Consider the following 24,330-nt stretch of genomic DNA (forward strand, 5'->3'; position numbering starts at 1 on the left):
CTTCCCGGCCAGAGAATGCGGGCGGGCCTATGGGTAAAACCAGCGACGAAGACGACCGGATCTTCTTTCCCGAAAGACCGATAAAATCGCTCGCGAGAGCCACGTCGGTCGAAAAGCCGCACTATCTCGGCCATCGCGACCGCCTGCGCCAACGGTTCGCGGCCGCGGGCTCCGACGCCCTCCCCGATTACGAATTGCTGGAGCTCTTGCTCTTTCGCCTGATCCCCCGTGCCGACACCAAGCCCGTCGCCAAGGCATTGCTGGCGCGCTTCGGCACGCTGGCCGAGGTGCTTGGCGCGCCGGTCGCGCGGCTCGAGGAGGTCAGGGGTATCGGCCCGGCGGTGGCGCTCGATCTGAAGATCGTTGCCGCGGCCGCCCAACGCGCGGCACGTAGCGAGATCAAAGGCCGCGAGGTCTTGTCGTCCTGGACGCAGGTTCTCGGATACTGCCGGTCGGTCATGGCCTTCGAGGAGCGCGAGCAGTTCCGTATCCTGTTTCTCGACAAGAAGAACGCACTGATCGCCGACGAGGTGCAGCAGGTCGGCACCGTCGACCACACGCCGGTCTATCCGCGCGAAGTGGTCAAGCGCGCGCTCGAACTCTCCGCCACAGCGATCATTCTGGCGCATAATCATCCGTCAGGCGATCCGACGCCGTCACGCGCCGACATCGAGATGACCAAGCTGGTCATCGAGACGGCCAAACCGCTCGGCATCGCCGTCCACGATCACATCATCATCGGCAAGAAGGGTCATGCCAGCATGAAGGGCCTGCTGCTGATCTGACGCCCTGCTTGAACATGCGTCGGCTTCTCGCCGAAAGCGTCCCGTCTTGTGTCATGACACGCCAGGCAGCGAAGGACGTGTCGCGGGAGCACGGCTGCCAACCGCGATGGCGAGCGCGACGACGATCAGTATAGTCGCGACCGCGAACGTGATCCGCATACCGGCGGCAACGGCTCCGGGGCGCGCCGTTGCGATGTCGATCGCCTCTGAGGCGAACGCGAACACGGCACCCATGACGGATGCGCCGGTGATGAGTCCCAGATTGCGCGACAAATTGAGCAAGCCGGAAATGACGCCCCGCTGGTCCGGGCGGATATCCGACATGACGGCGGTGTTGTTGGCGGTTTGGAACAGCGCATAGCCCGATGTGATGACTGCGATCGGGGCGATGTAGCCAGGGATGCCCGATATTGCCGGCATCACGGATAAAATGAAGCAACCGGCGGCTATCGCGATGAGCCCAATGATGGTCATGCGCCCAGCGCCAAAACGGTCGGCTATGCGACCAGCCGGCACACCGGTCAGCGCGGCGACAAGCGGACCGACCGACATGACGATGCCAACAAGAGCCGCGTCGAGCCCGAGCGCACGAGACAGATAGAACGGCCCGACCACCAGCGTCGCCATCATCACCGTCGCAGCGAGCGCGCTCATGGCGAGGCTCGCACTCAGCATCGCATTGCGGAACGCGCCCAATCGGATCAAAGGCGACGCCACTCTCGCCTCCACAAGCACAAAGAAGCCGGCTCCGAAGACGGCAGCCACCAACAGAGCCATGTTGAGCGGACCAAAACTGCCACGCCCGATCGTCATCGCGAGCGCATACGCGCCAAGCGTCAAGGCAAGCAGCAGCGTGCCGACAACGTCGAAGCCGGCCCGATCCGTCTTCGGCCCCCGGCGATCAGCCGGCAGATAGCGATAGGCGAGAACAAATGCCAGCAACCCCAGTGGCACGTTGACGAGGAAGATCGCCCGCCAACCGGCTCCGGCAATCAGAAGGCCGCCGAGCGAGGGACCGAGAGCGGTGCCGATCGCCGACATCGTTCCGAGCAGCCCCATGGCGCTGCCGGTCCTTGCCTTCGGAACCGTCTCAGCGACAAAGGCCATGGTCAGCGCCATCATGATAGCCGCCCCCAAGCCCTGCGCCGTCCGGGCTGCGATCAGCAGCCAGAGCGTCGGCGCGAAACCACATAGGACTGAGGCCGTCGTGAACAGGAAGAGCCCGGCCAGCAGCAGCAGCCGGCGGCCGGTGATGTCACCGAGCCGTCCGACGCTGACGATCAGCGTGGTGATGGCGAGGAGATAAGCCAGCACGATCCACTGGACGTCCTGGAACGAGGCGTTGAACGCCTGCGCCAACGTCGGCAAGGCAACATTGGCGATGCTGATCCCGAGTGAGGACAGCAACATCGACAACGAAAGGCTGGCGAGTGCCCACCGAACCGAAGGTGCCCGTTCTGGATTTCCAGCGACTGCCCGTCCTGCATCGATTGGCTTCAACATGAACTCCGTTTTCTGGCGACTCCTGAAACGGAGCTGTCAGAGACGTAGTCCTTTGCCTAATATGGCGGAAGATGCATCATTTGCACTTAATCATTGCGTTTGACGCTATGTCAGATCGTGCTGACCGTGCTACGCTCAGCACATGTCGCATCCCGATCTCAATCTGCTTGTCACCCTTGATGTGCTGCTGACGGAAGGCAGCGTTGCGCGCGCCGCCAAGAGGCTGCGGCTGAGCCCGTCGGCAATGAGCCGGGCGCTGGCGCGATTGCGTGAGACGACCGGCGATCCGCTGCTGGTCAGGGCTGGACGCGGCCTCGTGCCCACCCCCCGAGCCATCGAGCTCCGCGAGCGCGTCGGTCAGCTTGTAGAGGACGCCGAATCCGTTCTGCGTCCTGTTGAGACGCTCGACCTGAAACGGCTCGTGCGAACCTTCACGCTCAGAAACCAGGATGGCTTTGTCGAGAATTTCGGACCGGATCTCATTGCGCGGGTCGGCCAACAAGCACCGGGCGTGCGGCTGCGTTTTGTGTTGAAGCCAGACAAGGACAGCACGCCCCTGCGCGACGGCAGCGTAGACCTGGAAACCGGCGTCGTCGGCAACGCCACGGGACCGGAGGTGCGCGCGCAAGCGCTGTTTCGTGATCGTTTCGTCGGCGTCGTGCGGATGGGGCATCCATTATGCGAGCTGACGATCACCCCTGCCCGTTACGCAGCCTGCCGGCACATCCTCATCTCCCGTCGCGGGCTCGACAGGGGGCCGATCGACGACGCCTTTGAGCCGTTAGGGTTGAAACGAGAAATCGTCACGGTCGTCGGCGGCTTTTCGGAAGCTCTGGCCCTGGCGCGTGCCTCGGACCTGATCGCCAGCGTTCCCGAACGCTATACGGGGAACCTGCGCGACGGGATGTTCTGTTTCCCTCTGCCGGTTCCCTTGCCGGAAATCACGGTTTCACTTTTGTGGCACCCGCGGCTCGATGCCGATCCGGCGCATCGCTGGCTGCGCGGTTGCGTTCGAGACGTTTGCGCCGGAATCACTCACTGGATTTCTTAGTGGTTGAGGCGAGCGTTGCTGGTCCGATCACGGCAACTCGGTGTTGCAGGTGCTGGCGATCTGGCCGACCGCCTCGCTGAGCCCGGCGAGGTCGAAATCGGCTTCGCCTCGCCCCGACAGCAGCCCGAACCGCCAGGACAGCTGGAGCCGGTCTGCAGAAACCAATCGCCTGATCCCGTCGACACCATCCCGAACGAGCCTCCTCCCGCGCTTGCTGACCGACTAGCTTTCGTTGACCTTGCAGGCCTTGTCGACGGTCACCGACACGGTGATGGTCCGGCTGGCGGAGACGGCATCGTTCAACTGCAGCCATTCGCTCCAGCGCGAGGAGGAACGCCGTGGCGACCGCGCCTCCAATGCCGACGAATAGCTTCAACGATCCCTCCAACGACCTGCACTTTGCAACTCGGCGCAGATAATGATCAAAACCTGGTATCGCCAGCCACCAACCGCTGCTTGGGCACGAATCTATCGCCTACCGCATCGGCTCGAAAATCGGAATCGATTCGCGGACAGCACGATGCGCAGATAGTGAGCGTGCAGAGTGTATTTTGTCCGTCTAAGTGGCCGCACGTCGCTCTAAGGTCAAAACCGCACATGGGGCGGCCTTTTACAATTCGGCGGAAACCCGTGTTGTTCGGCGCTTTTGGCGGGCTTTTTCTTCGCCGCAGCCTTCTTCTTCTTAGGTTTTTCCACATCACCGCCACTGCGGTTTCGGCTGGCCGGAAGACCGCACTAGAATTTCGATCAGAAATCGAGCTATGATGCATTTGGCATTTCCTGGGACGGCTTCGCGCCCTTGGAATGCCGGGAGGAAACGGGATATGGCCATAGCGCTTGTACTCGTTTTGGTAGTTGTGGGCTCAGTGTTGTTCCACTTCCTGAGCCCATGGTGGTGGACGCCGATTGCCTCTAACTGGGATTATATCGACAACACCATCATCATCACCTTCTGGATTACCGGCGTCGTCTTCGCCGCCGTCGTCCTATTCATGGCCTATTGCGTCTTTCGCTTCCGTCATCGGGAAGGCAATCAGGCGGCATACGAACCCGAGAACAAGCGGCTCGAATGGTGGCTGACGATCGTCACCGCAATCGGGGTCACGGCCATGCTGGTTCCCGGCCTGTTCGTCTGGAACCAGTTCGTCAGCGTCCCAAGCGACGCAACAGTGGTCGAAGTCGTCGGCCAGCAATGGCAGTGGAGTTTCCGGCTGCCCGGCAAGGACGGCAAGCTCGGCACATCCGACACCCGCAACGTCAGCCCTGAAAATCCCCTGGGCGTGAACGCCAGTGATGCCAACGGCCAGGACGATGTCGTCGTCGAAGCCGCCGATCTGCATCTGCCGGTCGGCAAGCCGGTCAAGATGCTGCTCCGCTCGATCGACGTGCTGCATGATTTCTACGTCCCTGAATTCCGCGCCAAGATGGACATGATCCCGGGCTCGGTCACCTATTTCTGGTTCACCCCGACCAAGACCGGAACTTTTCAGGTCCTGTGTGCCGAACTTTGTGGCCAGGGGCACCCGTTGATGAATGGCGTGGTCATGGTCGATACGCCGGAAGACTATCTGGCGTGGCTCGGCGAACAGCAGACTTTCGCGCAATTGTCGGCCCCCCAGCAGGTGGGCTCGGCAGAGTAGACGCCGGCAAGGACGGCGATTTTGGGTTGAAATTGCGGCAGGGCTCGAAACTGTCGAGCCCGGTCGAAAAGGGCACGGAGGTGTTCCTATATGGTCGATGTCACACCTGCAGATGCGGTACCGCCGGCCGAGGTCGCGGAGATGGAACTCTATCATCCGCACAGCTGGTGGACGAAGTACGTCTTTTCGCAGGACGCCAAGGTCATCGCCATCCAGTATTCGGCGACGGCCACGGCAATCGGCATGGTGGCGCTGGTGCTGTCCTGGATGATGCGGCTGCAACTCGGCTTCCCCGGGACGTTCGACTTCATCACCCCGGAAGCCTACTACCAGTTCATCACCATGCACGGCATGATCATGGTGATCTACCTGCTTACGGCACTGTTCCTGGGCGGCTTCGGCAACTACCTGATCCCGCTGATGGTCGGCGCGCGCGACATGGTCTTTCCCTATGTCAACATGCTGAGCTACTGGATCTACCTGCTCGCCGTGCTGGTTTTGGTCTCGAGCTTCTTTGCGCCCGGCGGACCGACCGGCGCCGGCTGGACCCTCTACCCGCCGCAGGCGATCATGACCGGCACCCCGGGCGGCCAGGACTGGGGCATCATCCTGATGCTCGTCTCGCTGATCCTGTTCATTATCGGCTTCACCATGGGCGGCTTGAATTATGTCGTGACGGTGCTGCAGGCCCGCACACGCGGCATGACGCTGATGCGCCTGCCGCTGACTGTCTGGGGTATCTTCACCGCGACAGTCATGGCGCTGCTCGCCTTCCCGGCGCTGTTTGTCGCCTGCGTGATGATGATGTTCGACCGTGCGCTCGGCACCAGCTTCTTCATGCCGGCCATCGTCGAGATGGGCGAACAACTGCAGCACGGCGGCGGCAGCCCGATCCTGTTCCAGCATCTGTTCTGGTTCTTCGGCCACCCCGAGGTCTACATCGTGGCGCTCCCGGCCTTCGGCATCGTGTCCGATCTGATCAGCACCCATGCGCGCAAGAACATCTTCGGCTACCGGATGATGGTCTGGGCCATCGTCGGCATCGGCGCGCTGAGCTTTGTGGTCTGGGCGCACCACATGTATGTCAGCGGCATGCATCCCTATTTCGGCTTCTTCTTCGCCACCACGACATTGATCATTGCCGTCCCGACCGCGATCAAGGTCTACAACTGGGTGCTGACACTGTGGCGCGGCGACATCCACCTCACCATACCGATGCTTTTTGCCCTGGCCTTCATCGTCACCTTCGTCAATGGCGGGCTGACCGGACTGTTTCTCGGCAACGTCGTCGTCGACGTTCCGCTATCGGACACGATGTTCGTCGTTGCCCATTTCCACATGGTCATGGGCGTTGCCCCGATCCTGGTGATCTTCGGGGCGATCTATCACTGGTACCCGAAGGTCACTGGCCGGATGCTGAACGAGGCGATGGGCCAGTTCCATTTCTGGGTCACCTTCCTCGGCGCCTACCTGATTTTCTTTCCCATGCACTACATCGGCCTGATGGGCGTACCGCGCCGCTACAACGAACTGACCGCCACGACGGTGATGACCGAGTCGGCCCACGATCTGAACGCGTTCATCAGCATCATGGCGTTCCTCGTCGGCTTCGCCCAGGTCGTGTTCCTGTTCAATCTGATCTGGAGCATCCGCCATGGCCGCGAGGCCGGCGGCAATCCGTGGCGCGCCACGACACTCGAATGGCAGACGTCCGAAACACCGCCCGCCCATGGCAATTTCGGCAAGGAACTGCCGATCGTCTATCGCTGGGCCTATGACTACAGCGTGCCGGGCGCCAAGGAGGACTTTATCCCGCAAAACATGCCGGGCTCCTTCGGATCCTCCAGGGAGCCGGCATGAGCGTCATTCTGGTCTTCCTCCTCGTCATCGTCGGCTTTGCCGGATGGTGGCTTTCCCATCAGCGGCTGATGGCCAAGCCATGGCTCGAGCAAGGTGTGATCGGGGATATTATCGGCCCGGAAGGATCAGCGCTGCCGACCGCCAAGATCGGCCTCGGCGTCTTCCTCGCCGTCGTCGGCTGCCTGTTTGCGCTTTTCACCAGCGCCTATTTCATGCGCATGGCGCTGTCGGACTGGCAGGCGCTGCCGCTGCCGCGCGTGCTCTGGTTCAACACCAGCGTGCTGGTCCTGAGCAGCATCGCGCTGCAATGCGCCTCGGTCGCTGCGCGCCGGGGTCAGGTCGACACGGTCAGGCTCGGCCTGGTCACGGCGGGGCTCACCGCGCTTGCCTTCCTGATCGGACAGCTTGTGGCATGGCGGGAACTGACCGCCGACGGCTACTTGCTGACCGCCAATCCGGCCAACAGTTTTTTCTACCTGATAACCGGGATGCATGGGCTGCACATACTGGGAGGGCTGGTCGCCTTGAGCAGAACGACTGCCGGCGCCTGGACCGGAGCACCGCCGGAGCGGCTTCGCCTCAGCGTCGAATTGTGCGCCATGTACTGGCATTTCCTGCTTTTCGTCTGGCTCGCCATCTTCGCGCTTCTGGCCGGCTGGGCCGCTACTTTTATCGAGATTTGCCTACAGTTGCTGACCTAGGAGGGCCGGGCGAATGGCAGACACGACACTGACTCATACTGGCCAAGCACAGCCGCGGCCGGCGGGCTTGCAAGGCGTCGCCGCCGACTGGTCCTCGGATCAGCGCGCGTTCAAGAACGTGTCCTGGGGCAAGGCCATGATGTGGATCTTCCTGCTCAGCGACACCTTCGTCTTCGGCTGCTTCCTGCTCTCCTACATGACCGCGCGCATGTCTACCCGAGTGCCGTGGCCCAATCCGAGCGAGGTCTTTGCCCTTCACATTGGCGGCTCGAATATTCCACTGATCCTGATCGCGATCATGACCTTCGTGCTGATCTCGAGCAGCGGAACGATGGCCATGGCGGTGAATTTCGGCTATCGCCACGACCGCCGCAAGACGGCGATCCTGATGCTTCTGACCGCAGCGCTCGGCGCGACCTTCGTCGGCATGCAGGCCTTCGAATGGACCAAGCTGATCACCGAAGGGGTACGGCCCTGGGGCAATCCGTGGGGTGCGGCGCAGTTCGGGTCATCCTTCTTCATGATCACCGGCTTTCACGGCACCCATGTGACGTTCGGGGTGATCTTCCTGATCATCGTGGCGCGAAAGGTCTGGCGCGGAGATTACGAAACCGGCCGGCCCGGGTTCTTCACCAGTCGCAGGGGCCGCTACGAGCACGTCGAGATCATGGGGCTCTACTGGCATTTCGTCGACCTGGTCTGGGTGTTCATTTTCGCATTCTTCTATCTTTGGTGAGAGGCAGATATGGCTTTGGTGAGAGGCAGATATGGCTGAAGCAACCGCAAATGGCCTGGGGCAACATACGCTGCACGGAGCTCAAGCGCATGATGCGACAGCAATCGGCATCGCCCCCGCGGAGGTTCATCAGGAGCACCCGATCAAGCTCTATCTGGTCGTCTGGGCATGGCTGTTCATCCTCAGCGCCTGCTCCTATATGGTCGATTATCTCGGCCTCCACGGCTATCTCAGATGGTCGCTGATCCTGATCTTCATGATGCTCAAGGCCGGGCTCATCGTCGCGGTCTTCATGCACATGGCCTGGGAACGGTTGGCGCTGACGTATGCGATCATCTTGCCGCCGATACTGGTGCTGGTGTTCGTGGCAATGATGGTCTTCGAATCGGATTACACGCTTCTCACCCGGACGGTGTTTTTTGGGGCCGGCCCCTGACACGCAATCCGGGTACAGGGTCGACGGCGTCTCCCGTCAAGAGCTGGAAGCGCTAGTTGCGGTCCGCTCCTGTCTGCCTTGAAACAATCGACAGCTGGCCCATTTTTGTTAGCACGGGAAACGACGGAAGGAGAATGATTGCCTGCGTTTCCACATGCGTCGCGAACTCCAGCAAGGGAGGCTCAGGATGACGATCGCAAACAGACTGAAGGACTTTATCGACGGGAAAGGAATTTCCTATGACACCGTCGAGCACCACCGCACGTCGACAAGCAGGCAGGCCGCCATAGCGGCGCATGTGCCCGGCAGCATAATGGCCAAATCGGTGGTCGTTCACCACGAACTCGGCTATGCGCTGGCCGTGGTTCCCAGCACGCACAGGATCGAGCTCGGCACGTTGCAGGATGTCATGGACAAACGTATCGGACTCGCCTCCGAAGACGAGGTGGTTTCGCTCTTCGAGGATTGCGACACCGGCGCCATCCCGCCGATCGGCGCGGCCTACGATGTGCCGGTGATTCTCGATGAGAGCCTCGGCAATGCCGCCGACATCTATTTCGAGGGCGGCGACCACAGGACGCTCGTACATGTCAGCGGCAAGGATTTCCGCAACCTGACCAGCGACGCACGCCAGGCCCGCTTTAGCTACCCGGCTTACTGAACACCCTGGCCAACTTGCCGCACCGATGCTCTCGCCGGTGCGGCAGGCAGGATTTTGTCAGTTAGCCGGTCTGGTGGAGGCCGGCGATTCCACAACTTTCCGATAGACGTGCCAGGTGGCGTGACCGAGGATCGGCAGCACCACCGCCAACCCGGCGAACACCGGCAGCGAGCCTATGATCAGGGCGACGGCGACAATCAGGCCCCACACAGCCATCACGATCGGGTTCGCCAGGACCACGCGCACCGAGGTGTGGATGGCTTCGTAGGCGCCGACGTCACGGTCGAGCAACAACGGGAACGCGACGACCGTGGTGCACAACACGACCGCGGCGAAGACGAAGCCGATGGCGTGGCCAAGGATAATCAGCGTCCAGCCGCGTCCGGTGGCGAATATTTCACTGATGAAGCTGGAGAGCGAATCCGGCGGGGCCGGGCCGAACACTTGCTGGTAAAATATCTGCGCGGTCAAAAGCCAGGCGATGAAGATCGCAAGCAGCATGATCCCGACCGCCGCGATGGCCGGCAGCGCCGGAGAATTCCTGACCCCGAAAGCGTGGCTCCAAGAGGCGTCGAGCCCGGCCTCCCGTCGCCGACTGATCTCATAGAGGCCGATCGCCGCGAACGGACCGATCAACGCAAAACCCGACACCAGCGGAAACAACAGCGGCAGCGCATTGTTGCCCGACGTCCAGACGGCGAGCACGACGCCGACAAGCGGATAGATCAGGCAGAGGAAAACGATATGCGACGGTTTGACCATGAAATCGTCGACGCCGCGCTTGAGCGCGTCGAAAAGGTCGGAAACGCCGATCCTTCGAATTCTGGTGTGCTCCAGCGTCTCGCTGGCGCCTGCAATCACGTGAAAACTTGCCATGACCATTCCTCCAGACCAGGTCCGGTAAGGTCGCGATTTTACGGTGCTGTCGTTCAGCGTGACTGGCCACGCAAAACCGCGACCTGCACCATGATCAACATACGCTCTTGCAGGGGATTTGTCGCCGCCCTTTGTCTTGAGAGGACGGCTCCGGTGATCCGGCTAGCTCTAACCGCCTTTCTTCGATATTCTCCAAGCTGGGTTGAAGGGTGAAGGTCATGGATGGAAAGACCGTTCTCATGCTCGGCCTTGGCGTAGTTATTCTGCTGTTGCTGGGATTCTGCGCAGTGCCAATGTGAGGTTTGAGCAGGTTCGGGGCGCACCTCGTTCAGCAATCGCCGATTCTCAACGCGGCAAGCAATCCGAGAACATCAGGATTCAATGCAGCCACGAGGCAGGTCTGCCGTCAATTTCCGGCTGACATGACGGCACGCATTGCAATGGTATCGGCAAGCAGCACGGCAAAGATCGCGAAAAGATAGAGAATCGAATAGGCAAACAGCGCCTTTGCGAATTTCATCTCCTTGTCGATCAGAAGCTTCCAGGCATGCCAGATGAAACCCGCGCCCAATGCGGCCGAAACAATCCCGTACAATCCGCTCGCGAATCCAAAAGCCCAAGGCAGCACGCCAATTGGTGCCAGGATCAGTGAATAGACGAAGATCTGTTTTCTGGTCGAGGCCTGGCCGGCCACGTTCGGCATCATGGGAATGCCGGCAGCAGCATAGTCGCCGATCTTGAACAGCGCGAGCGCCCAGAAATGCGGCGGCGTCCAGAGGAAGATGATCAGAAACAGGATGAGACTTTCAGCCCCGACGGCGCCGGTGGCCGCCGCCCACCCGATGACAGGAGGAAGGGCACCCGCGGCGCCGCCTATGACGATATTCTGCGGCGTCGAGCGTTTCAGCCACATCGTGTAGATGACAACGTAGAAGAAGATGGTGAAGGCCAGCAGCGATGCGGCAAGCCACCCAACCAGCACGCCGAGCGTCATGACCGAAAGTACGGAAAGCACCAGGCCGAAGCCGAGAGCTTCGCCTGGCATGACCCGGCCTGACGGGACCGGCCGCTTTGACGTGCGCGACATCAACGCGTCAATATCGGCATCGTACCACATGTTGAGTGCCCCGGCCGCTCCCGCTCCAACCGCAATTGCACCGATTGCAATCACGGCGATGACCGGATTCATTGCCCCAGGCGCCACCATCAGGCCGACGAAAGCGGTAAAAACAGCAAGCGCCATGACGCGTGGTTTCAGGAGCGCGAAGAAATCACTGACCGTCGCTTCAGAGATCTGGATACCGGTATCCTTGAGGCCGCTTTCCCGAGCCGACATTTCAGGCGACCACCGATGGAGGCCGGCAATCTGGCCGGTCCATCGGCCGGCGGAAGAACCGGGTTACTTCCTGGCGGAAGAACCGGGTCATTTGGAGAATTGCTTCAGATAGGCGATGACGTTGGCGAGATCCTCGTCCTTCTTGAGGCCGGGAAACGCCATCTTCCCACCTTTGATCATGGCCTTGGGATCGCGAAGGTAATTCGTCAGCGTAGCGTCGTCCCATTTGACGCCGGATTTTCCCGCCTCGGTCATGGCTTTGGAATACTTGAACCCCGGATGCGTGCCGGCCGTCCGGCCGATAACGCCGCTCAACGACGGACCGACCTTGTTCTGGTCTTTGTCCACGACATGACAGACCTTGCATTTGGTGAAGACCTTCTCACCCGCGGCGGCATCCTGTGCCTGCGATTGGTTTGTGACAAAGGTCGCAACGGACACGACGGCGAAAAACGCGATTGCACGCATGGCATTCCCTCCCCGATCGCCAAATCTGCCTTGACGATCTGCGCGTGCCGACAGTTTCGCCGGCATGCGCCCCTTGCACGACAGAGCGGAATATCCGCGTCTCCCGCATGGAATTGCGGCATCTACATACCACAGAAACTGGCCGGCAGATAGAAGAAGTCGACGAGCAGGATTGCCCCCGAAACGATGAGGCAGCTCGATCGGCGTCGAGCGCAGTCGGAACGCATACCGGCTAAAAGGCGTTAGACCAGCTACGGTTCAACGTCTGCAAGATCAAAGATCAGAGAAGCGTCCATGAACGACAGGAGCGTCCTGGACGTGCGCCACGGCACCCGCACGATCGAAGGCGAGACGGTCTTTTACAGAGACGCGGGCCCTCAAGCCGCGCCGGTGCTGCTGCTTCCGCATGGCTATCCCTGCTCATCCTTCCAATATCGCCGGCTGATGCCGGCGCTCGCCGATCGCTGGCGAACGGTCGCGCCGGATTTCCCCGGCTTTGGCTACAGTGGAACCCCCGATCCGGCACGGTTCGGTTATGATTTTGACGCCTACGCGACTTTCCTGGAGCGGTTCACCAACGCGCTGGGGCTCGGCAGCTACGCGTTATGGCTGCAAGATTACGGCTCGCAGATCGGCCTGCGCCACGCTATAGCGCACCCATCGCGGATCAGTGCCTTGATCATCCAGAATGGCGACATCTACGCGGATGCTCTTGGCCCAAAATACGAAACGGTCCGGCGTTTCTGGCGGGATCCTTCACCGGCGAACCGTGCGCCGCTCGAAAACGCGGTGAGCGAGGATGGCTTTCGCGCCGAGTTCGTCGGCGAAGTCGATGGTGACGTCGCTCGACGTGTCCCGCCCGATATGTGGAAGTTGCATTGGCCGCTGATGAATACGCCTGTGCGCCGTGCGCTTTCAGTCGGACTGATGGAGAAGCTCAAGGCTAATCTCGACTGGTTCCCTCGTTACCAGAAATACCTGCGCGAGCAGCGGCCGCCGGCGATGATCCTTTGGGGACCGAAGGACGAATACATGCCCGAACCGGCAGCGCGCGCCTATCTGCGCGATCTCCCCGAGGCCGAACTGCATGTGCTGGACGACGCAGGGCACTGGCTGCTGGAGACCCATTTCGAGGTCGCCTTGCCACTGGTGCGACGGTTTCTCAGCAAGGTCCTGCATTAATCGCCCGCACAACACCGCAGCGGATCCCGCCATCGCTGCCCCATCCTCATGACAACCCACCGAGCGCAAGTCATGACCGACAACGCCACAATTGCCCGGATCTGGCGGGGAAGGACACGCAGTGATTTGGCAGACGTCTACGAGCACTATCTACGCCGCGAAGGCATTCCGCCGCTTCAGGAGAAGGCACTTGGCGTGCAGTTGTTTCGCGAAGATCGCGAAGAAGAAACAGAGTTCGTGACGATCTCGTACTGGCCTGACGTCGAAGCCATGGCGAGCTTCACCGGCGGCGACCCGCACAAGATCCATCACCTGCCGCGTGACGAAGAGTTTCTCGTTGAACTGCCCCAACGAGTGACGGTGATGCGGATCCTCGTCAATCAATTACCTGGCAACTAGGGCGGCAGCGGCCTTGCGACGTCGACAGCATCGAAAAAGGCCGCCTCGAGGGCGGCCTTTCGCAATTCGCAGAATGCCGTGTTATTCGGCGTCCTTGGCGGCTTTCTTCTTCGGCGCGGCCTTCTTCTTGGGCTCTTCCGCATCGTCGGCCTTCTTGGCGTCGGCCTTCTTCGCGGCAGCTTTCTTCGCCGGCTTCGCCTTGGCCGTCTCGCTGTCCTCGTCGTCGGCCATCAGCTCTTCCTTGCTTACCTTGACGTCGGTGACCGAAATCTGGCTGAGTAGATGGTCGACCACCTTCTCCTCGAACAGCGGCGCGCGCAGCGTGTTCAGCGCTTCGGGATTGCTGCGGTAGAATTCGAAGGCTTCCTGCTGCTGGGCGGCCGGATAGCGGCGCACCTGCTCGAACAGGCCACGCTGCAATTCCTCGTCCGACACGGCGACGCCGGCCTTCTCGCCGATTTCGGCGAGAACCAGGCCGAGACGCACGCGGCGCTCGGCAAGCCGCATATATTCGGCGCGCGCCTCTTCTTCCGTCGTCTCCTCGTCGGCGAAGGTGCGGCCGGCGGCTTCCAGATCGCGGTTGACCTGGTTCCAGATGTTGTTGAACTCTGCCTCGACGAGCTTCGACGGCGCCTCGAACGAGTAGGCGGCGTCGAGCTGGTCGAGCAGCTGACGCTTGATCTTCTGGCGCGTCATCGAGCCGAACTGGTTCTCGATCTGGCCGCGCACCACGTCACGCAGGCGCTCCAGCGATTCCAGGCCGAGATTCTTGGCCGTTTCGTCGTTGATTTCCAACGCACCGGGCTTGGACACTTCCTTGACGGTGACGTCGAAGGTGGCTTCCTTGCCGGCCAGATGCGCCGCCTGGTAGTTTTCCGGGAACGTGACCGTGACCTGCGTCTCGTCGCCGGCCTTGCTGCCGATGAGCTGATCCTCGAAGCCGGGAATGAATTCCTTGGAGCCGAGCACCAGCGGCTGGTCCGTGCCGGCGCCGCCGCTGAAGGCTTCGCCGTCGATTTTGCCGACATAGTCAATCGTCACGCGGTCGCCTTCGGCGGCCTTGCCGGTCTTCGGCTCGTAGGTGCGCGCCGATTCGGCGACACGCCGGACCTGCTCGTCGATTTCGGAATCCGGTACGTCGAACACCTGACGTGTCACCTTGATGTCGGAGAAATCCTTGATCTCGATCGGCGGAATGATCTCGTAGTTCAGGCGGAACTCGAAGTCGGCGCCGCCGGCCAGGATCTTCTCGGCCTCCTTCTCGTCCTCGGTCATGATCACTTCGGGCTGCATGGCGGCCTTTTCGCCGCGCCCGGTGATGATCGAACGGGTCGAATCGTTGAGGATCTCATTGACCACTTCGGCCATGAACGACTTGCCATAGACCTTGCGCAGGTGCTGCACCGGCACCTTGCCGGGACGGAAGCCGTTGATGCGAACCTTGTTCCTGGCATCGGAAAGCCGCGCCATCAGCTTGGCTTCCATGTCACCGGCCGGCACGGTGATCTTGATCTCGCGCTTGAGACCGGAGTTGAGCGTTTCGGTGACCTGCATCATAGAACCTTTGTTTCCACCAATGAGGCAGCCAAACGGCTCCTGCCGTTTACAGCCTGCCGGTATGATCTTGCCGGGAATGGCTTTTGGTGCGGGACTTGGCGATTTGTCCGCCCAACGCGGCGCAAATCCTCCAGAAAATACACTCCAAAATGTGAATAAGTCTTTGTTTTTCCTACTTCTTATCACATTCTGCAGAAGCGGATCGTCGCATCCCGTCACATTCGACACGCCTTTTGTCACAGGCGCGGCTAATTTTCAACCATCTTCGCGTCTACAGCGCCGCGCGTCCTTCTTGGACGCGCAAGGACGCTGTAGCACCTTGATTTTGGCGCATGATCCCAAAAAACGATTTTTCGATTTTCGGGATCATGCGCCGGCGAACGGCCCCTATTTTGACCGCGACATTGACAGAATAATGGCTCAGCCCAGCGATCCTGATGCAGAGAAGCCCGCCACGTTGCGGGTGGCGGGCCGGCCGCGAAGCCAGGAGAGTATTGTCAAAGCCTCCACGGCCGATGCGACGCTCTCGTTTGCGAGTGCTCAGCGACGCGCGATCAGCATGCAAAGCTGCCGCAGGTCAAGGTCATAGGTGCCTTCGCTGCTGAGCACGTCGACACAGCGTTTCTTCATGCGCATCAGTTGGCTGCTGGACATCTGCGCGACCACGCTCGGCATGCCGGGAGTCCCCGGTGTTCCAAGAGTGCCAAGTGTCCCGGCAAGCGTTCCGCCGCCGACGCCGACACCGACACCGCTCGTGCGAGCGACGTTGGCACCCAGGCCCGCTGTAATGCCGCCGGTGCCGCCCACTTTTGCGCCTGCACCGGCAGTGGTACCACCAGTCCCACCGACATTGGCACCCAGGCCAGCCGTGACGCCACCATTGCCGCCCACATTGGCGCCGGCACCAGCGCTAACGCCCCTACTGCCGCCAATCGATGCACCGGCGCCTGCATTTACCCCGCTCCTGCCGCCGATCGAGGCGCCGGCACCAGCGGTAAAGCGCTTGCTGCCGCCAACCGATGCACCGACGCCGGCATTCACCCCGCTGCTGTCGCCGATCGAGGCGCCGGCTCCCGCATTGATGCCGCCACTGCCTCCGACCGAGGCGCCGAGACCGGCGTTTACGCCGCCTCGGCCGCCGACCGATGCGCCGGCGCTAATGCCGCCTGCACTGGAGGGAAAAGATAGAGATAAAACAAGTGCACCACTGGCCAAAGCTGTGGCGAAACTCTTAACGACCTTTGCCATGACACTCTCCCTTTCCTTTGGTAGTTACCTCACAGCAGCAGTTTCAGCGCCTGCTACTTTAGCGATAACGAACTCAGGGAGTTGTTGAATTGCTAACGCGAAACAATGTTTGCGATCGTAACTTACGGGTAGCAAAATATTCCGATTCAATTTGAAAGAATTTGGGAATACATCCTTGGGCAGGAAGACTTGCCCGCCGACGAGTTCGTTCGCGCCGCCGTCGCCTACTTTGGACGGAAGGTCCGCGCCGTGCCGCCGACGGCACCATCTCGTGTTCATCTTAGCCTACAGCTTGTAAGGAAATTGAATGTCCCATCACGACTTTATGCTCCAGCGGCAGACCTAATATGACCGTCAGTTTGGGCGCGATGCCGATGCATGGCGCGGCGTGAGCCCACGGTCCACGGGCTGGGACTTGCCCAAGCGACCGGCGTAGCCGGCAACGCGAGGCCCAAAAACCTCGAAAATCTAAGTCTTGAACTTGTGACATGGCTTGTGACATAGACATGTCACGGTGACACGAAGCCAGCGGGTATGGCGGAATTGGTAGACGCACCAGATTTAGGTTCTGGCGTGAGAACGTGGGGGTTCGAGTCCCTCTACCCGCACCACTGCTCCCCTCGAACAGTGGATTAAGGTTCCAGTGCCGAAAGGGTTCGAGTCCCTTCATCCGCACCAATTTGGTGCCTACTCCTCAAAGACCTGGCGCGTGAACCATCCGGTCAAAGTCGCAAGTTCAGGCCCCAGCACGCGATCGTCACCGACCGGCGGCACGATGCTTCTGATATCTGCGACGAACGACTGAAGCGCCAGAGGCGCCACGCGCTCGGTGACATGCAGTGCCTGCGAGGCGATCACCGCCAGCATCGCCATCGCGGCATCGAGGCAGCGGCCGGCGCGTGCTTCCTTCGTCCATGCGAGGAACACCGTCGTGGCGACGTCGTCCTGCCCGGCGCCGGCCGATTCCGTTCCCGGGATGAAGGTGCGCTGGGCCGCGAGTTTCGCCTGCTCCAGATAACCCGTGATCGCCATCGGCACATAGCCGACATTGCCGTGGCCGTCGCTGTCGCTCCAGTCCCGCCCCGTCAAAAGCAGATCGGGCAGGAGCGAGACCTTGCCGTTCAAAAGCTTCGAGGCGTGGCGGTCGCACAAGAGGCAGATATCGGCCCATATCGCTGCCAGGTCATCCAGGGCGGGTGTTGCCATGGCATTGTGATAGCCGCCCGTGCTGATGCAGCGCCCGAGCGGATGCTCGTCGTCTGGCGGGATGTAGGCCGGGTTGTCCGATACAGAGGCGAGCGACACGGTCGCCGCGCGTTCCGCCGATGCCAGCGCGCGATGCGCGTGCCCCAGGATGCGAGGAACGATGCGATAGCTGACCGGCGCCTGATAATTGCGGCGCCCAGTGCCGGCGCCGGCAAGAAACTCCCTCAATCCGCGCAGCGCCGCTGCTTCGTGTTCATCGCCCCAAAGCGCGTCGAGCGCCGGGTCGTAATGTTCGAGCGGCGCGCGAAACGCTTCGATCGAAAGCGCAAAGACTTTTTCGGCAAGGCGAATGCGGCGGCGAGCCGCCAAGGCAGCGTCGGCCACAAGTGCGGCAGCGCAGGGCGAGCCATTGATCAATGATCCCCTTTCCTTGACTTCCAGGTCGAAGCGCGTCGAAAGTTCTGCAAAGAGCGGATAGAGGGCGAGGATTTCACCGGCACCGCCCTGGCCGGAGGATGGCACCAGGGGCATAGGTCCGCCATCCAGCATCGCAGCGACGGCGAGCGCCATGCGTGGTGTGGTCGCAGCATTTCCTTCGAGGAAATTCGCCAGGCGGGCGAGCACGATCGCCCTCACCACGCGATCTGGCAAAGGCTCGCCGAACGATGTGGCGGCTGCGAAAGCCTTGATGCGCGCATGGCGACCCCGCTCCCCAAGTTCGAGCCGCCTGCTCGCCAATTCTCCCATAGCGGTGGTTACGCCATAGATGACCGGTATAGGGTCGGTTTCAATAAGACGCAGGAACGACGCGCGACACTCTGCGATGCGCTGCAAAGCCTTGCCGCTGATTTGCACCGTGTCTTTCTTCCAGGCGACGCGGAAAACCGAGTCGAGATTTATGTCTTCTCGTGTCGTCAGGATAATTGTCATGTTTGATGCTGTCCGAGCCGGCCACGCTTTCCAATTCTAATCCGGCCAGGCTTTCCAATTCTAATCCGGCCAGGCTTTCCAATTCTAATAAGGCGGTTCCTCGAACAGCGTCTTGTCGCCGTCCATCAGCGCCTTGATCTGCGCGGCGCCATCGGCCGCGATTGCAACACGGATGCCGAATGGCCGCACCCGCATGTCGTTCTGGATCGCCATCCCCTCGCCTTCCGGCAGATAGAAGCGTTCAATGCCGTAATTCGGCGCGATCGTCGTGGCTGCGCTGAGATCCCACCCCTCAGCCACATGCCCGACGATATCGGCTTCGTCGGATGCTGCCGGCGCAGGCGCTTGCCCGAACCAGGCCGCGGTCGCCTCCCAATAGCCGTCGGCGCCCTGCTTCAGCCTGACGACGATCGGCGTGTCGTCGCTCGTGAGCTTACCGGCCGGAATGTTGGCGATCAGCTTCACCGGTATGCGCGAAATCTCATAGCCAAGGCGAATAAAGTCGCCGCGCAGGAGATCGCGCGGATCGATCGGTTCGACCCTCAGCAGCACTTGCCTGCCGTCGCGCAAGATCGCCGCACGGCCGGCGATGATCCAACTCAGGAAGCCGATCTGGACGAGCGCCAGCACCACCGCCGAAACGATCAGTCTTTTACCGGTCATCATGCCGCCGCTCCTTCCACGATCGAGGCCCTCATGCGCTTTTCCACGCGGAGGATGACAAGGGCAAGCAGGCCAAGAAGCACAGCGGCTGCAAGGAAGAAGCCTGCTGTGTCGAGCATCGACTGCAACATCACCACATAGATGATGGCGAGTTCGAGGGCGAAGCCGGCATAGGCAACCCAGCGCAAGCCCCTGCTCTCGCGGCCTCCCAGCACAATCGCCGCGCCAATGCCGGCAAGCGCAACGGCCGAGGCAATGCCGAAGCCGCTGTTGTTGCTCTCACCGGCCAGTTCGAACTGGATCATCGCCAGACCGGTGAGAAATCCGATCAGCGCGTGTAAGGGCTGACGGCCGCCAAGCTGCAATATTCGGTCGACGGGCCCGGCAGCGAAGATCGCAGTCGCGAAAAGCAGCGTCGACACGACAATGAGCGGGACGGCGACCTGCAGCGTTTCGTATTCCGTAAACAACAGCACGAGATAGAAGATGACCGACAGGATGATCAGGTGCCGAGCCGCCTGGCTGCGGGTCCAGAACGAAATGGCGAACAACACGCTCGCCATGACGACGAAGAGATGCGGAAATTCCGCGCGCCCGAAATAGTCGAATTCCCTCAGGAACAGCCATGCGTCGGCAATGCCGACAGAAGCGACGGTCAGCGGGTTCGAGCGCAGCGCAACCGCCGCCAAGGCCGTGCCAGCGCCCCAGGTGATCAAGGCCGATGTTTCGTCGCCGGACAAATGATACATCTGGCCGATCAGCGCGATCGATCCGCCGAATGCCGCCGCGGCGATGATCCAGAGTGCCTCGCCGATAGCAGCATGGTCGCGTGTCTTCAGCACCGCGCCGCCGACATAGCCGGCGACGATGATGGCGAAGAGCGCTGCCACCCGCGCCAGCCGCGGGATGGCTTCCCAATTGGCAGCGACGAAGATAAGGACGGCCGCACCAAAAAGCAGCGCCGCCATCATCGCCAGGATCGAGCCGAAGCTCAGCGATTTGCGCTCATTGGCCTCGACGTCGCGCGTCAGCGCGTCGGCCGTCGAGGCGTCGATCAGGCCAGCCTGCAGCCATCGTGCGATATCGGTCCTGACGCGTGACGAATAGCTCGCCATGCCTTTCTCCCCAGCTTTCTCTTTTTTTCAGCCGATCCGGCCAAACCGTTGACGCTACGGCATTTTCCGATTCGGGCCTATCTAGGTCGAAGACGTGATTTGGCGGCAATGGTGCATTGCACAATTTGCATTGCTGCCATGCACCAATAGCGCTTTTAAATCGATATGACCCCACCTATCTTCAGGGCGTACACAAAGACGGAATGATCCGGAAGAAAGACGAAACGAGAAATACCATGAACCTGATCCGCAACTACCGCAACTGGCGCCGCTACCGGGACACCGTTTCCGAGCTGAGCCGCCTGAGCACCCGCGAACTGACCGACCTCGGCATCAGCCGCAGCGATATCCACTACGTCGCCCGCAAGGCGGTCTAATCCTCTTCGGACCGCAAATGGTCCGAACCAGTTTGACTTGAAAAGAGAACGACAATGAACCTGATCCGCAACTATCGTAACTGGCGCGTTTATCGCTCGACGGTTACCGAGCTGGGTCGCCTTTCGAACCGCCAGCTGCATGATCTCGGGATCGTCCGCGAAGAGATCAAGAGCATCGCCCGCAAGGCGATCTAGTCAAGGAATTTCGCCAGGGTCGACCTCCTCCCCGCCCCTGACGAATACGGTCAACCTTCACCTCCTCCCGAGGGTTGACCACAAAAACGGCGCCCGCCGCACCTCCTCCCGCGGCGGGCGCTGTTTCCCCGGGCGAAATGAATTTCGTCCCAGGGGCGAAACGAATTTCGTCCCCAAGGGTTTCGCCCCCTTTCATCAGGCGAAAGGAATTTCGTCAAAGCCGACCTCCTCCCCGGCGATGACGAATACGGTCGATCTTCACCTCCTCCCGAGGATCGGCCAGCAAAACGACACCCGCCGGACCTCCTCCCCCGGCGGGTGTTGTTGTTTTTCAGAGTGGAGGCAGTCTAAGAGCCGTTTTGGCCGGGATGTCCCTGCCCGTCAGTCCAGCGCACCGCTTTCCAGCACGCCCCGTTTCTTCCACTGGCTCAGCGGAAAAATGTCCGGTGCGCCGCCCATCGGCGCATACCAGGAATCCACCACCCATTCGGTGCCCCCGCGGTCGCTGATCACCGCCGTCCAATGAGGATAGCGTCCGTCGACAAACAGGCCTCGCGAAGCCTTGTCCTCGACCTTGTGAAACCTGAGCAGTTTTCGCTCGGCAAGATAGACCAGCAGCGCATGCGTATTGGTCGATTCGTCGACACAATCCATCTGGCCCCTGATGCGCGATGCACCGAATTCCGATTGCGGCAGATCGCGAATGCCGGTGGCCCGGAAAATGCGCTGCTCGAAATAGCGGACAGCCTTCGAAATAGCGGAGCGCTCGGCTTGGGGCGAACCCGCACCCGCACGCAGGATAGAGCGGAAACGCGCGCCGTCACCGGGGCCAAGCGCCAGCATCGTGCGATAGTTGCAACTGTAGCCGTGGCATATGGGGATCCGCCTGGAAGCCGTCGCGGCCAGTTCGCCGGCGGCCGCTGATCCGCCCATGGCGATCACGACTGTCAGAAATGTCGCTCTGGCAAAGCTCCCGAGCATCCCGTCCATTCTTCGACAGTAGACGATTGCAGCACTTGGCGGCAACAGCGCGGCCAACTCGCGTAATTGCATTCGCCGCGCCAAAGCATTATCTCGGCGCTCATGAACAAGAACCCCATTCACGTCATCGGCGGTGGTCTCGCCGGCTCCGAAGCCGCCTGGCAGGCAGCCGAAGCCGGCGTTCCAGTCGTGCTGCATGAAATGCGTCCCGTCCGCGGCACCGAAGCGCACAAGACGGATGGGTTGGCCGAGCTCGTCTGTTCCAATTCCTTCCGCTCGGACGATGCGCAAACCAACGCCGTCGGGCTGCTGCACGCCGAAATGCGGCTGGCCGGTTCGCTGATCATGAGCGCCGGCGACGCGCACCAGGTGCCGGCCGGCGGTGCGCTGGCCGTCGACCGCGACGGATTTTCCCAAGCGGTGACAAAAAAACTCGAAGCGCATCCGCTCATCACCATCCAGCGCGAGGAAGTGCCCGGCCTGCCGCCGGCGGACTGGGACCAGGCGATCATCGCCACCGGCCCGCTGACCGCACCTGGGCTCGCCCACTCGATCGCGGAAGTGACCGGCGCCGATGCGCTCGCCTTCTTCGACGCTATTGCGCCGATCGTCCATTTCGACACGATCGACATGGACATCTGCTGGTTCCAGTCGCGCTACGACAAGGTCGGGCCTGGCGGCACCGGCAAGGATTACATCAACTGCCCGATGGACAAGGAGCAGTACCTTGCCTTCGTAGGGGCGCTTGTGGAGGGCCAAAAGACCGAATTCAAGCAATGGGAAGGCACGCCCTATTTCGACGGCTGCCTGCCGATCGAGATCATGGCCGAGCGCGGCGTCGAGACGCTGCGCCATGGGCCGATGAAGCCGATGGGGCTTACCAATGCGCACAATCCATCGGTGAAGGCCTATGCCGTCGTGCAACTTCGACAGGACAATGCGCTGGGCACGCTCTACAACATGGTCGGCTTCCAGACCAAGCTTAAGCACGCCGAGCAGGTGCGCGTGTTCCGCACCATCCCGGGCCTCGAAAGCGCCGAATTCGCCCGCCTCGGCGGCCTGCACCGCAACACCTATATCAATTCGCCGACGCTGCTTGACCAATCGCTGCAGCTCAAGTCGCGGCCCGGCCTGCGCTTCGCCGGTCAGATCACCGGCTGCGAAGGCTATGTCGAAAGTGCCGCCATCGGCCTGCTTGCCGGGCGCTTTGCCGCCGCCGAGCGGCTGGGCCAAGCGCCGGCGCTGCCGCCGATGACCACAGCCTTTGGCGCGCTGCTCAACCATATCACCGGCGGTCACATCGTTTCCGACGACGAGCCGGGAAAGCGCTCCTTCCAGCCTATGAACATCAATTTCGGCCTGTTTCCCCCGGTAGAGGCGCCGAAAGCCGAGGGAAAGCGCCTGCGCGGCAAGGACAAGACCGTCGCCAAGCGGCGTGCGGTGACGTCACGTGCGTTGGGTGATTGCCGGCAATGGTTGGGGCTGGCCGCCCAGACGGAAGCGGCAGCGTAATTGATGCGTGATCTCTCAAGCCTGCCTCAACTTCTGCCGCCGGGTCAAGTGAAGAACCTTTCGCCGGTGATTACGAAATTTTCTGGAGCATCTACATCCGCTGCAGCAACCTGCGGAAATTGCGCGAAGTTCATATACCCGCGCTTGAATCGCTGATCGGCCAGCCCCACGGCGGCAGGGGCTGGATATTCGATAACGAAAATTACATTGAGAACCGCGATCGAAGCTTAAAGAGAATCGTTGCTGTACAGCGCCTCGGAGGTCCCTACACCGAGCAGTTCCTCCTCGATTTCATGAAGACGCTCTATTCGCTGTCGCCGTTTTGGGCCATCCAGGCCCGTCTGAACCCGTCACATCCTCATGGCGTGTATGTCCACGCTCATTTCAAGCAGGAAACTCCCGCTTCAGAGGCGCCGGCTGTAGTTGATGCGCTTGTCGAGTTGGAGCCAAATCTCACGGATGCCATAGGGGGTGAATCTGGGCGCTATGTTGGATCAGGTCGACGCATCAGGAGTTAAATGTGCGCCCAAGTTAAACGAAATTGGACACCTTGGATGAAGGATAAAATCCTATTTTATAGCGCATGGAGCTACGTCATGGAATCCGCAGAGAAATTGTCCGTCACCGTGACGCCCGCCATGGCGAGTATGATCCGTGAGAAAGTCGAAGACGGCTCCTTCGGATCGGCGAGCGAGGTCATCCGCGCAGCACTACGCGCCTTCCAACGCGAAGAGGAAGAACACGCCGAGCGGATGGCATCGATCAGAGCGCGCGTGAAGGCATCGATCGAAGATACAAGGCCGGGCTATTCAGGAGAGGAGGTTCGCGCTCACCTTCGGGGATTCGTCGCCCGACATTCGAGCCGTGCTGATGATTCAGCGGCTTGAAGTCGAGTATCGAGAAACCGCTAGG

The 24,330-nt window shown here is 61.1% G+C and carries 27 protein-coding genes and 1 tRNA gene; 17 read left to right on the plus strand and 11 right to left on the minus strand.

Annotated elements, in window-relative coordinates; translation table 11 throughout:
- Positions 1 to 29: 29 nt before the first annotated feature.
- Positions 30 to 785, plus strand: a complete 756-nt coding sequence (gene radC, locus AC0L3N_RS10525; RefSeq protein ID WP_473547573.1) for a RadC family protein — start codon at positions 30 to 32, stop codon at positions 783 to 785.
- A gap of 51 nt (positions 786 to 836) precedes the next feature.
- On the opposite strand, the gene AC0L3N_RS10530 is transcribed toward radC, so the two are convergent.
- Positions 837 to 2,288 (minus strand): MFS transporter, encoded by a 1,452-nt coding sequence (locus tag AC0L3N_RS10530; RefSeq protein ID WP_473547575.1) that lies wholly within the window; start codon positions 2,286 to 2,288, stop codon positions 837 to 839.
- 142 nt (positions 2,289 to 2,430) lie between these two features.
- Between AC0L3N_RS10530 and AC0L3N_RS10535 the strand changes: the two genes are divergently transcribed.
- Complete coding sequence (locus AC0L3N_RS10535) at positions 2,431 to 3,339, plus strand: LysR family transcriptional regulator (RefSeq protein WP_123150670.1); 909 nt, start codon at positions 2,431 to 2,433, stop codon at positions 3,337 to 3,339.
- Between the two features lie 27 nt (positions 3,340 to 3,366).
- Here the strand turns inward: AC0L3N_RS10535 and AC0L3N_RS10540 are convergent, their stop codons facing one another.
- Complete coding sequence (locus AC0L3N_RS10540; RefSeq protein WP_244603016.1) at positions 3,367 to 3,504, minus strand: hypothetical protein; 138 nt, start codon at positions 3,502 to 3,504, stop codon at positions 3,367 to 3,369.
- Between the two features lie 67 nt (positions 3,505 to 3,571).
- Here AC0L3N_RS10540 and AC0L3N_RS10545 point away from each other — a divergent pair, with 67 nt between their 5' ends.
- The 7 genes from AC0L3N_RS10545 to AC0L3N_RS10575 all read left to right on the plus strand — a co-directional run bounded on the left by AC0L3N_RS10545 (position 3,572) and on the right by AC0L3N_RS10575 (position 9,373).
- Positions 3,572 to 3,709: a hypothetical protein gene (locus AC0L3N_RS10545; RefSeq protein ID WP_473547578.1), complete on the plus strand. Its 138-nt coding sequence runs from the start codon at positions 3,572 to 3,574 to the stop codon at positions 3,707 to 3,709.
- 454 nt (positions 3,710 to 4,163) lie between these two features.
- Positions 4,164 to 4,979, plus strand: coding sequence for a cytochrome c oxidase subunit II (coxB, locus tag AC0L3N_RS10550; RefSeq protein ID WP_077381602.1), 816 nt, complete (start codon positions 4,164 to 4,166; stop codon positions 4,977 to 4,979).
- Between the two features lie 90 nt (positions 4,980 to 5,069).
- Entirely contained in the window at positions 5,070 to 6,839 is a 1,770-nt protein-coding gene (gene ctaD, locus AC0L3N_RS10555) for a cytochrome c oxidase subunit I (protein ID WP_473547579.1), read from the plus strand.
- The gene (locus tag AC0L3N_RS10560; protein WP_473547580.1) at positions 6,836 to 7,540 is read left to right on the plus strand and encodes a cytochrome c oxidase subunit 3; all 705 of its coding nucleotides are present in this window, start codon (positions 6,836 to 6,838) and stop codon (positions 7,538 to 7,540) included. The genes ctaD and AC0L3N_RS10560 overlap by 4 nt, the downstream gene beginning before the upstream one ends.
- A 13-nt stretch (positions 7,541 to 7,553) precedes the next feature.
- Complete coding sequence (locus tag AC0L3N_RS10565) at positions 7,554 to 8,276, plus strand: heme-copper oxidase subunit III family protein (RefSeq protein ID WP_123150667.1); 723 nt, start codon at positions 7,554 to 7,556, stop codon at positions 8,274 to 8,276.
- Positions 8,277 to 8,307: 31 nt separating this feature from the next.
- Positions 8,308 to 8,712 carry a cytochrome C oxidase subunit IV family protein gene (locus AC0L3N_RS10570; RefSeq protein ID WP_123150666.1) on the plus strand — a complete coding sequence of 135 codons (405 nt, stop codon included), beginning with the start codon at positions 8,308 to 8,310 and terminating at the stop codon, positions 8,710 to 8,712.
- A gap of 187 nt (positions 8,713 to 8,899) precedes the next feature.
- Positions 8,900 to 9,373 (plus strand): aminoacyl-tRNA deacylase, encoded by a 474-nt coding sequence (locus AC0L3N_RS10575; RefSeq protein ID WP_123150665.1) that lies wholly within the window; start codon positions 8,900 to 8,902, stop codon positions 9,371 to 9,373.
- Between the two features lie 57 nt (positions 9,374 to 9,430).
- On the opposite strand, the gene AC0L3N_RS10580 is transcribed toward AC0L3N_RS10575, so the two are convergent.
- The 3 genes from AC0L3N_RS10580 to AC0L3N_RS10590 all read right to left on the minus strand — a co-directional run bounded on the left by AC0L3N_RS10580 (position 9,431) and on the right by AC0L3N_RS10590 (position 12,053).
- A complete protein-coding gene (locus tag AC0L3N_RS10580) occupies positions 9,431 to 10,249 on the minus strand; it encodes a DUF2189 domain-containing protein (RefSeq protein WP_473547581.1) in 819 nt (272 codons plus the stop codon).
- Positions 10,250 to 10,655: 406 nt separating this feature from the next.
- Positions 10,656 to 11,585, minus strand: a complete 930-nt coding sequence (locus AC0L3N_RS10585; protein ID WP_123150664.1) for a heme o synthase — start codon at positions 11,583 to 11,585, stop codon at positions 10,656 to 10,658.
- Positions 11,586 to 11,672: 87 nt separating this feature from the next.
- On the minus strand, positions 11,673 to 12,053 hold the full coding sequence (locus AC0L3N_RS10590; protein WP_473547582.1) for a c-type cytochrome: 381 nt from the start codon (positions 12,051 to 12,053) through the stop codon (positions 11,673 to 11,675).
- Between the two features lie 294 nt (positions 12,054 to 12,347).
- On the opposite strand from AC0L3N_RS10590, the gene AC0L3N_RS10595 reads away from it, so the two are divergent.
- Positions 12,348 to 13,235 (plus strand): alpha/beta fold hydrolase, encoded by an 888-nt coding sequence (locus AC0L3N_RS10595; protein WP_473547583.1) that lies wholly within the window; start codon positions 12,348 to 12,350, stop codon positions 13,233 to 13,235.
- 72 nt (positions 13,236 to 13,307) lie between these two features.
- Positions 13,308 to 13,634 carry an antibiotic biosynthesis monooxygenase family protein gene (locus tag AC0L3N_RS10600; protein ID WP_473547584.1) on the plus strand — a complete coding sequence of 109 codons (327 nt, stop codon included), beginning with the start codon at positions 13,308 to 13,310 and terminating at the stop codon, positions 13,632 to 13,634.
- 81 nt (positions 13,635 to 13,715) lie between these two features.
- Here the strand turns inward: AC0L3N_RS10600 and tig are convergent, their stop codons facing one another.
- Together tig and AC0L3N_RS10610 are read right to left on the minus strand one after the other, a co-directional pair.
- On the minus strand, positions 13,716 to 15,188 hold the full coding sequence (tig, locus tag AC0L3N_RS10605; protein ID WP_473547630.1) for a trigger factor: 1,473 nt from the start codon (positions 15,186 to 15,188) through the stop codon (positions 13,716 to 13,718).
- A 543-nt stretch (positions 15,189 to 15,731) separates the two neighbouring features.
- Positions 15,732 to 16,439 (minus strand): hypothetical protein, encoded by a 708-nt coding sequence (locus AC0L3N_RS10610; RefSeq protein WP_473547585.1) that lies wholly within the window; start codon positions 16,437 to 16,439, stop codon positions 15,732 to 15,734.
- 528 nt (positions 16,440 to 16,967) lie between these two features.
- Here AC0L3N_RS10610 and AC0L3N_RS10615 point away from each other — a divergent pair.
- A tRNA-Leu gene (locus tag AC0L3N_RS10615) sits at positions 16,968 to 17,050 on the plus strand.
- A 76-nt stretch (positions 17,051 to 17,126) separates the two neighbouring features.
- Here the strand turns inward: AC0L3N_RS10615 and AC0L3N_RS10620 are convergent.
- The 3 genes from AC0L3N_RS10620 to AC0L3N_RS10630 all read right to left on the minus strand — a co-directional run bounded on the left by AC0L3N_RS10620 (position 17,127) and on the right by AC0L3N_RS10630 (position 20,353).
- Positions 17,127 to 18,575, minus strand: a complete 1,449-nt coding sequence (locus AC0L3N_RS10620; protein ID WP_473547586.1) for an aromatic amino acid lyase — start codon at positions 18,573 to 18,575, stop codon at positions 17,127 to 17,129.
- A gap of 84 nt (positions 18,576 to 18,659) precedes the next feature.
- The gene (locus AC0L3N_RS10625) at positions 18,660 to 19,241 is read right to left on the minus strand and encodes a GDYXXLXY domain-containing protein (protein ID WP_473547587.1); all 582 of its coding nucleotides are present in this window, start codon (positions 19,239 to 19,241) and stop codon (positions 18,660 to 18,662) included.
- Positions 19,238 to 20,353, minus strand: coding sequence for a DUF2157 domain-containing protein (locus AC0L3N_RS10630; protein ID WP_473547588.1), 1,116 nt, complete (start codon positions 20,351 to 20,353; stop codon positions 19,238 to 19,240). Before AC0L3N_RS10630 ends, AC0L3N_RS10625 begins: the two co-directional genes overlap by 4 nt.
- A gap of 236 nt (positions 20,354 to 20,589) precedes the next feature.
- Here AC0L3N_RS10630 and AC0L3N_RS10635 point away from each other — a divergent pair, with 236 nt between their 5' ends.
- Positions 20,590 to 20,730 carry a DUF1127 domain-containing protein gene (locus AC0L3N_RS10635; protein WP_091596947.1) on the plus strand — a complete coding sequence of 47 codons (141 nt, stop codon included), beginning with the start codon at positions 20,590 to 20,592 and terminating at the stop codon, positions 20,728 to 20,730.
- Between the two features lie 54 nt (positions 20,731 to 20,784).
- Positions 20,785 to 20,925 (plus strand): DUF1127 domain-containing protein, encoded by a 141-nt coding sequence (locus tag AC0L3N_RS10640; RefSeq protein WP_023802557.1) that lies wholly within the window; start codon positions 20,785 to 20,787, stop codon positions 20,923 to 20,925.
- Positions 20,926 to 21,306: 381 nt separating this feature from the next.
- On the opposite strand, the gene AC0L3N_RS10645 is transcribed toward AC0L3N_RS10640, so the two are convergent.
- A complete protein-coding gene (locus AC0L3N_RS10645; RefSeq protein ID WP_473547589.1) occupies positions 21,307 to 21,978 on the minus strand; it encodes a hypothetical protein in 672 nt (223 codons plus the stop codon).
- Positions 21,979 to 22,008: 30 nt separating this feature from the next.
- On the opposite strand from AC0L3N_RS10645, the gene trmFO reads away from it, so the two are divergent.
- The 3 genes from trmFO (at position 22,009) to AC0L3N_RS10660 (ending at position 24,305) form a co-directional block, all read left to right on the plus strand.
- Positions 22,009 to 23,418, plus strand: coding sequence for a methylenetetrahydrofolate--tRNA-(uracil(54)-C(5))-methyltransferase (FADH(2)-oxidizing) TrmFO (gene trmFO / locus AC0L3N_RS10650; protein ID WP_473547590.1), 1,410 nt, complete (start codon positions 22,009 to 22,011; stop codon positions 23,416 to 23,418).
- A gap of 119 nt (positions 23,419 to 23,537) precedes the next feature.
- The gene (locus AC0L3N_RS10655; RefSeq protein ID WP_473547591.1) at positions 23,538 to 23,936 is read left to right on the plus strand and encodes a hypothetical protein; all 399 of its coding nucleotides are present in this window, start codon (positions 23,538 to 23,540) and stop codon (positions 23,934 to 23,936) included.
- Positions 23,937 to 24,014: 78 nt separating this feature from the next.
- Complete coding sequence (locus tag AC0L3N_RS10660; RefSeq protein ID WP_473547631.1) at positions 24,015 to 24,305, plus strand: type II toxin-antitoxin system ParD family antitoxin; 291 nt, start codon at positions 24,015 to 24,017, stop codon at positions 24,303 to 24,305.
- The last annotated feature ends 25 nt before the right edge of the window (positions 24,306 to 24,330 follow it).

It is taken from the genome of Mesorhizobium sp. WSM4807 (assembly GCF_055811615.1).